An 8,534-nucleotide genomic window follows, 5' to 3' on the forward strand; every position below is an offset into this window, starting at 1 on the left:
TACGTCGAGTTCCGTCAGCGGGGCAATATGCCCGGTGCCTGACGGCAGAAGACGGACGGAATGACTTGGCGATTTGAGCATCGCGTCTATGAGAAAGAGAAATGAATCGAACGTGCCGCCGAAACTTACATAGGCGAGATCGGGCGCGGTCTTGCCTTCGCCGTGATCGACTGGCGTCTTGTAGGTGTAGGTGCCGTTTTGCACCTCATAGGTCTCCGCGACATCACCCTGCGGATTGTGCCCGCGGACGATCAGACTCTGGAGCGTGCCGTCCGGAGCAAAGCGGTTCTGCTCGTCCATCTCGGAGACAAAACCGCGGAGGTTAAAACTGAATCGGGACCAATGAGTGCCGTCCTTCGTGGTCCAGATCGCCGTCTGGCCGTGTCGTGACACACCATTGCTCGAGGTCAGCGTCCATATCTTCGCGTCCGCAGGCGGTTTGGCAAGCTGGTCGTCCGGCGTTTGCGCCATCGCTGATGTGACGACGAACAAGGCGGCAATGAATGCGGCTGTGCGGATCATGGATTTCCCCCGAATTGCGCCCAAACAGACTTGAGAGATAGTCACGCTTATCGCTTTTTGTAGAGGCGCGCCAATGCTGCACTGCCGAAATCACGCAAATGTGGGACCTCGGCGGTGCTGATCGGCACGCCATTACAGCTACACGTCTTCAATACATGAGCGTGACCGTGATCGAATCGCCGTAAGAGCCGGCAGCAATGTATTGCCCTGCCGGAATACGGCCGTAAGTCGCGTAGGTGACCGTACCCAGCGAAAGCAACGCGCTGAAGCTCTGGGTGACCGTTCCGCCCGTCCCATCTCCCCAAATGGCGGAATATCCCGAGGTCGTGTAGATATTGTAGCTGAGCTGGCTGGCCCCCATTGCCATGTGGCGCGGCGAGAAGGTCCCGCCCACCCCCGCCGACAACGCGATTTCGAATGAAGGAAGAAGACCAATCCCGAGGGGGCATTGGATTCTCAAATTTCCGTTGGCCTCGCCAGGGAAGCTGTCGCTTGCACTGTAGGCCGCAAAATGGATGTCGGTCGCCGTCAACGTCGGCGCGCCGCCGGCAAGCGTACAGCCGGACGCCAACGCCGGCCCGGCGCAAGATGCGCAAAGCACCATCGTCGCTCCGACGACGAGGCTACGATGCACCGGATACCACCGGTCGGCACAGCGCGGGTCCCAGTTTGGGAAAGTGCCCGTCTGTCACTGGGGGCGGAGCAATCACAAATTCGCAGACTCCTTCGGGCAACGAGAGCGTGACCGTTGAGCGTGCGGTCAAATCGTCTATATAGATTTGGCCCTTGTGGCCGACAACGAGCTTCATCCCGCCGTCGCCAAGCGTCGCCAGACTTCCCACAGGCGGAAACAGTCCATCTTCAAGACGCACGGAAACGAGCAACGGATGCCGCTTGCGCGGCGCAAGGTCCACGACGACCGCGCCGCCACGGCTCGGTTTTGCGACACGCTCGTCCGTTTCGACAACCGTTGAGATCGGGTAGTCGTCAGGGTTCACGCCGATGTGGTTCGCGATGAAGGGAGTGAGTCCCGGCACCAAAGCATCGCCCGATTCATCGGACACGGCCACAGGTCGATGCTCGAGGTAGACTTGAATATTGGGCAAGCCCGTTTTCACCAGCGCGACAGCGCCATCACTCTGGCGTGCCACCAGGATATGTTTGTCCACAACGACAACTGTGCCGTTCAACCCGGCGCGCATTCCGGTGGCGGAGCCGGAGCTCGACAGGTCGAGGTCGCCCGACGCGTGCTCTCCGAACCAATCGGTCTGCGCATCAAAGCCTGCGCCGTAACCCGCGTGCCCGCTCAGCCGATAGCCGAAGCCGCCGTCAGGATCGGCATCGCGAGCGTAAGACATTGAGGCGGTGTCAGCGCTGCCGGAACTCGAAGAAGCTGACACGGAAGTCCTTGGCCCCAGCAACACACTGAATGTCGTGGAGGCGTACCAGCGATTTGCGTTCCTGTCGTAGAACCCCGACAGCGTAAGAGATCGGCCACCGCAATCAAGCGCGTAACTCACCGTCGAAAGGCGGGACGCGGAGCCCCTATCGACGCTGCGGTCGATTTCGGAAAAGGATACTGCGCCGAACCGGTCGAGCGACGCGCTGATGCCGAGTTGGAGCCGATCGCGATCCTGAGGCGCGCCTGCGACCTTCGTGAAATCCGCATATCCGGCGGAGGCGGAAGACCAAGATCCGAAGAGCATAAACCGGTCCCAGCGACTATGAAATCCCGCGGAGATCAGGCCGCCAGAACGACCTTTACTGAGGCTTCCGGCTGCGTCGGCGTCGATGACGGCAATAGGCTGCCACGCGAAAACCAGCCCGGCGCCTGCCATCTGAACATCTGCCGAGACTTCGCTCTGCGTCTCGACTGTAAGTGCCGGGGTGACACCGTGGCGGAACGTTGCCGACGCCATCGGCCTGTCATACCCGAAACTATCGACGCCGTAGCCGCGCCGAAGAAAGCCCGTGTCGAGCGAATATGCACTCAGTCCCGGCGCGAGCAAGTCGCCAGTGTCGTAGATCGAGATGGTCTGCGTCGTCTGCCGTCCAAGCACATCAGTCATGACGACGGTCGCGTCGCTGCCGCTGCTGACGATCGGCAGGTTTCGCAACTCGAAGGGACCAGGATCGACCTCGGTTTCGAAAACCTTGGTCGCGCCGATCAAAACATCGACAGAGGCGGGTACTGCTGTTTGCCCAAAGAACTGCGGAAGTGGAGTTGTCACGAGATCGGGCCGCAGCGTGAAATCGGAGGCCAGCTGAAAGCCTGCAAAGCGCACCGAGCGAGCCCACGGCAGGCTCCCGCTAATGGCATCGCCGACCGTCCAGCGTCGTACTTGAAGCGGATCGTCGACAATATAGGCGGTGTCGAGCCGCACGCCTTCGCTGTGGCCGGCGAGCGCGCGCGCGAAACCCGACGCGAGTAGCGTGCCGTGAGAAGTAAAGTAGGACGCCGAACCGGAAAACCCCAGACCTGTTTGAGCGAATGTTCGGAGATCGGAAACTTCAGCGGATACATCATAGTTCAGTTTCAAGCCGGACGGCGTGGGGTCGGTCTCATATCGCACGGGGGGACGAAGGTCGAACACATGCGGTACGAGATTTCTGTCCGGCGCGGTGACCATCAGACGCTGGTTTGCCTCGTCGAGCATGGCGCCGACTTCCGTATCGACACCGACAGTCACGTCTGCGGAATTGCCGGCCAGCGTTAAGCCTTCGCTGGCCAATTCCCGGCGTGACAGCACGAAATCCGCTCCACGGCGCCACACGAGGAGCGTGTGATGCGTGCAAATACCATTGATCCAGAGTTCGAGCGCCATCTGATGCGACTCCGATCCCAGGGCAGGGGAAGAACAGGCGAGCAACGCCGCCGCGAGACAGACTCGGCGCGCGAACATGTCAGTCGATCGCGAGCGGGATTGAAATGTGGCGGCCTGCGCGGTCGTCGTCTCCTTCCAGGCTTAGTCCTTCCGTGGACGCGATATCCCCAACGCTCCACGCACGCGTAGCACCCGCAAGGACATAGGTCAGTGCATGCGAAGATACTCTTCTGCGCTGCCCGGAATGTGACACAAGTTCGAGGTTGGTGAATTTGGCGCGTCGTGCCCCGCTATTGTGGGCCTCGAGGCGCACCCCTGTGTTCTCTTTGAATGCGGTCCAAGTTACATCCGGGGCGTGCCCCTCTCCCGAAAACAGGGGAACGCTGAACTGAAGAAGCACACGCGGGCCCTGGGTGACTGCTGCGGGATCGGGCAATTGCGTGACCAGGATTCTATAGCTTCGTTCGGTTTGCGACTGGGCGGGCGGTGCAAGGAGCAATCGCACGATCTGGGAACGCCGGGGATCGAGACGGACAAACGGCGGGCTGACGATGATGTCGTCGCTGGCGGCGAGAGACTCCGCGCCGTTCTGAGTCCAGGCGAAGGACTCGATCTGTATGTCGACTGCCTCGTTGCCCTGACTGACGAGGCGCAACTGCGCCGTGCCACCCGCGGCGGGCATTTCGATTGTCGTGGGAACGACCTCCAGCGAAGCCGCGCGCATCGCTTGCGGCGTGGCGGCCAGTATCAGTGCTCCGAGGATGGCGCTTCGCAAGGCGGGGATCTTCAGTAGTTCACAGTCGCAGTAACGGTGTCGGTGTAGTCGCCGGAGGGCACGAATTGCCCAGTGCCGACCTGGCCGTACAATGTGTAGTTCTGATGCGTGCCATCCGCCGTGCCGCTGACGAGCACGGTAGACATAGTGCCGTCGCCCCATTTTGTCGTATGGCCGGCATCGGTGAAGAGGTCATACGTCAATGTGTGTGAATTTCCGTCGCTCATCAGACGTGCGGCTTCGGTGCCCCCCGACGTCGTTCCCGCGTTGAGAGCGATGCTGTAACTACTGCTCGGTGTGCAGGTCACTGTGATTGTTCCGGTTGCATCGTCGGGTGACCCTAGCGACGCGTCATAGGATCCAAATGAGAGGTTGGTCGCGGCGACGGCGCAGACTTGCTGCACGGTTGCTGAAACCGCAAAAGGGACCTGCACCGTCGCGGCTTCCAAAGGAGACGCCAGGACGAACGAGGCAAGCGATATAAGGATTGCCGGGTGGAAAAATCGCTGCCGGACCAATATGTTCGCCATGGCTGCCTCCAGTGCGGGTAATTTTCTTGTACACAACTTACGCGATAGTTGTAGCGTACAGCCGTGAAGAAAACCTTAGCGGGAAGGGCTTCGGTCTCCGCCCTCCGGGCCGAGTCAAAAGCAATCGGTCGAACTGAGGAGAGGTCGTATGCAAACTTCCGCGACCGGCAATACTGCCAGCGTAATTCCGATTGAGCCGGATTCCGTCAGCGCGAGAACCGCTGCCGCATGGCGCGTTGGACACGTCCACGCAGGCCCTCTACCGGCCTTCGATCTCCCCGCGCAGAATTTCGAGCTTGATCCAGCGGTCTTCACTTTCCTCAAGCGCCTTTTGCGCAGTTGTCAAAGCGTCGCTGAGCGCGGCAAATCGCTTTTGATCGCGCGCGTATAGACCGGCGTCGGCCAATTCTTGCTGGATCTTTGCGATCTGATGTTCGAGCTTCGCTATCTCGTCCGGCAATGTTGCAAGCGCGTGCTTGTCGTTGAAGGACAGCTTGCGCCTGTTTCGCGTCGGCTCGCTCGCGGTGCGCTCGCGCGCGCGCGGCGCGGCTTGGGTAAATTCCCTGGCGGCGACGCCCGAACCACGTTGTGCCAGCATGTCGGTGTAACCGCCGGCATATTCGACAAAGCGGCCGTGACCTTCCGCCATCAGCACAGACGTCACGGTACGGTCGAGAAAATCGCGGTCGTGACTGACAAGCAGAACTGTACCGGAATAATCGGCAATCATCTCCTGCAGCAGGTCCAGTGTTTCGAGGTCGAGATCGTTGGTCGGCTCATCCAGCACCAGGAGATTTGACTCCGCCGCCAACGCGCGCGCAAGCAGTAGCCGAGCGCGTTCCCCACCCGACAACACGCGCACGGGCTGGCGCGCCTGTTCCGGCGTGAACAGGAAATCCTGCATGTAGCTCATCACATGCTTCGGCTTGCCCGCGACTGTGATTGTGGTGCCGTGTCCGCCGGTCAGCACGTCGGCGAGAGTCGTGTCCGGCAGGAGCTTGCGACGATCCTGATCCAGCGATGCCACATGGACGTTCGCGCCGATCGCGATCGTTCCGCTGTCGGGCTCCAGCCGTCCGGTGAGAAGATTGAGCAGCGTGGTCTTGCCGGAACCGTTGGCGCCGACAAGGCCGATCCGGTCGCCGCGCAGCACGCGAATCGAGAAGTCTTCGACGATCGTCTTGCCTTCATATGCCTTCGAGGCCCGGGTTGCTTCTATCACCAAGGTACCGGAGAGATCGCCTTCGCTCGCTACCATCTTCAGGCTGGACACACGGCGGCGGCCGCGCCTTTGCTTGCGCAACTCTCCCAGACCGGCAAGACGCCTCACGTTGCGTTTGCGGCGCGCGGTCACGCCGTAGCGCAGCCAGTGCTCTTCCAGCACAATTTTGCGGTCAAGTTTGTGACGTTCGAGTTCTTCCTGCTCCAGTACTTCGTCGCGCCATGATTCAAATTGCGCGAACCCGCGATTGAGCAAGCGCGTCTGCCCATGGTCGAGCCATAGCGTGCCGCGCGAAAGGTTCGAAAGGAAGCGCCGGTCATGGCTGACGAGGACCAGTGCGGAGCGCATCGAAGCAAGTTCGTCTTCCAGCCATTCGATGGCGGGAAGATCGAGATGGTTTGTCGGTTCGTCGAGCAGGAGAATGTCGGGCGAGGGTGCAAGCACGCGCACCAGCGCCGCGCGCCTCGCCTCGCCTCCGGAGACATGCACTGTTCCTTCTTCTCCGGTGAGGCCGAGCGCATTCAGCAGATATGTGACGCGATGAGGATCGTCACCGGGGCCGAGATCCGCGCGCGCATAGTCGCCGAGCGTGTGGAGGCCGGAAAAGTCCGGCTCCTGCGGCAGATAGCGAATGGTCACGCCCGGTTGGACGAAGCGCTCCCCAGAATCCGGCTCCACCAGTCCGGCGGCGATTTTTAGCAGAGTCGATTTGCCCGAACCGTTGCGACCCACCACGCACAGCCGTGCACCTTCATCGACGGCGAGCTCCGCGCCGTCGAGCAGCGGCTCACTTCCGTGAGTGACATGGACGTCTCGGAGAAACAAACGTGGAGCCATGGCGGGACGCAATACCATTGCCGGCACGATCTGGCACGCGCGGCGGCGGTCCTGCGTCAATGCGCTTACCATCAGGACGAGTGACTATAGTTTCGAGGTTTGCGGTACGTAACGAGACGAGATGGGCGAGCGGTCGTGGACGCGTCCTCACGCTGCGTTGCGTCTTGCGCACCAGGCGCGTGCCTTAAGTTTGCAAAGAAATGAGCCGGACATCCCTTTTCGAAATGCCCGGCCCGGATTGAAGGAATTTCGCCCTAGTTAGTGGTGATGGTGACCGCCACCGCCGCCACTGTTGCTATTGGAATGGTTGGAATTCCCACCGCCATTACTATGGCCGGCGAACGATCCGCCGCCGCCATTGTTGCGGCTGCCGAACATTCCGCCTCCGCCGCTGCTGTTCAACCCTCCACCACCGCCGGCATTGTTATGGCCAAACATTCCGCCGCCGCCGTTGTTGCTGAACCCGCCGCCACCGCCGCCGTTGCTACGATTACCGAACATCCCGCCGCCCCCGCCGTTGCTGCGCGCGAAGCCGCCTCCGGAATTGTTATGGCCAAACATTCCGCCGCCGCCGTTGCTGCGCGCGAAACCCGTGCTGGAATGATTGTAGGACCCGGTTCGCGCAAAGCCGCCACCTTCATTTCTTGATTTGCCAAATCCGGTCCCCGATCTCGTGAAGCCGTTGGAGCGGTACGAACCTGTGCGGTTAAAGCCTGCCTGGTGATGCAGTCCGCCCATGCCGCCGCCGGATTTCTGGTAGCCAACCCGCTCGTGGATTCCCGCGTGCAGTCCGCCCCCGCTCCGGAGTTCGCGCGCCTCGATGTGGCGCGCCGCGGCGATCGCGTGCGAACCACGATCATGGAAGTCGTGGCGTGCGCCCCCCGGAAACCCGCGGTGGAAATTCGCCGCGAACCGGCCCCGATCAAAGGCGCGATTCACGATGTGACCGTGCGCGCTGCCGATGCGGCCCCAGCCACGCGTCCGCGCCATGAACCGCCCATAGCCGCGGCGATCGATGATGCGGGTACGGACGTTGCCCACAAAAATGTCGGTGGCCGGCACGAACGACCAGAGGCTGTAGAACGCCGCGGCATCGAGCACACCCTCATAGCCGTACCAGGTCGACCAGTAGTCCGGATAGTCACCGTCTCCGTCCCACTCGCCGGGCGGGATAGGAAACCAACCGATATTGTCGTCGTCGGCGCGCCATGTCACCCACGACGGACCCCACACGTAACCCGGCACCCAGAGCCAGCCGCCATAGTTCGGATCGTAGCCCCAGCGGCCGTAGTGATAAGGCGTGTCGCCCCATGGATCAGCCGACACCCAGACCGAACCGTATTCGTCGCTATCCTCCCAGTGCCCGTTCTCGTAGGGGCGGAAGTTCGCGGCGAGCGGATGCCAGGCCCAGCCCCATCGTGGGTGATCGATCCACTTGCCGTACGGCTGAAGCTTGTCGTGGAACGACTGGTAGCTGATCGTGTCGATATCACCACTGTCCGTGGTGTCCGCAGATGCCACCGCGACCGGTTCGCCGGTCGCCGTATCGACGAGCTTTCCATTTAGCAGCGCATAGTTGGTCTTGGAAAGCTGCGGAGGATTGCCTTGGTTCTGTTCGACAAGGATCGCGCTGTCCTTGACGTCGTAGGACTGCACCAGTCCCTTGCCGTTACCAGTGAGATCGGCGGTGCCGAGGCGTTTGCCGTCCGGGCCGTAGACAAAAAGGACCTGCGAGGTTTGGCCGTTGTTCGCGCAATTGCCGACGAAGACGGAGTCGTTGGCGTCCGTTGTTGTTGTATGGGCCGACACATCTCCGGATTTTG

General features: G+C 61.3%; 7 protein-coding genes. All 7 read right to left on the reverse strand.

Annotated features, from left to right (window positions below):
- Positions 1–522, reverse strand: a 522-nt coding sequence (locus VHD36_16765) for a hypothetical protein (GenBank protein ID HVU88979.1), incomplete at its 3' end; no start/stop codon positions are given.
- Positions 523–670: 148 nt separating this feature from the next.
- Positions 671–1,126 (reverse strand): spore coat U domain-containing protein, encoded by a 456-nt coding sequence (locus VHD36_16770; GenBank protein HVU88980.1) that lies wholly within the window; start codon positions 1,124–1,126, stop codon positions 671–673.
- A gap of 19 nt (positions 1,127–1,145) precedes the next feature.
- Positions 1,146–3,347, reverse strand: coding sequence for a fimbria/pilus outer membrane usher protein (locus tag VHD36_16775; GenBank protein HVU88981.1), 2,202 nt, complete (start codon positions 3,345–3,347; stop codon positions 1,146–1,148).
- Between the two features lie 79 nt (positions 3,348–3,426).
- A complete protein-coding gene (locus VHD36_16780) occupies positions 3,427–4,122 on the reverse strand; it encodes a fimbria/pilus periplasmic chaperone (protein ID HVU88982.1) in 696 nt (231 codons plus the stop codon).
- A gap of 11 nt (positions 4,123–4,133) precedes the next feature.
- A complete protein-coding gene (locus VHD36_16785) occupies positions 4,134–4,652 on the reverse strand; it encodes a spore coat U domain-containing protein (GenBank protein ID HVU88983.1) in 519 nt (172 codons plus the stop codon).
- Positions 4,653–4,911: 259 nt separating this feature from the next.
- Positions 4,912–6,771: an ATP-binding cassette domain-containing protein gene (locus tag VHD36_16790; protein ID HVU88984.1), complete on the reverse strand. Its 1,860-nt coding sequence runs from the start codon at positions 6,769–6,771 to the stop codon at positions 4,912–4,914.
- A gap of 198 nt (positions 6,772–6,969) precedes the next feature.
- Positions 6,970–8,534, reverse strand: a 1,565-nt coding sequence (locus VHD36_16795; GenBank protein ID HVU88985.1) for a DUF6600 domain-containing protein, incomplete at its 5' end; no start/stop codon positions are given.

The organism is Pirellulales bacterium, from assembly GCA_035546535.1.
GTDB lineage: Bacteria > Planctomycetota > Planctomycetia > Pirellulales > JACPPG01 > JACPPG01.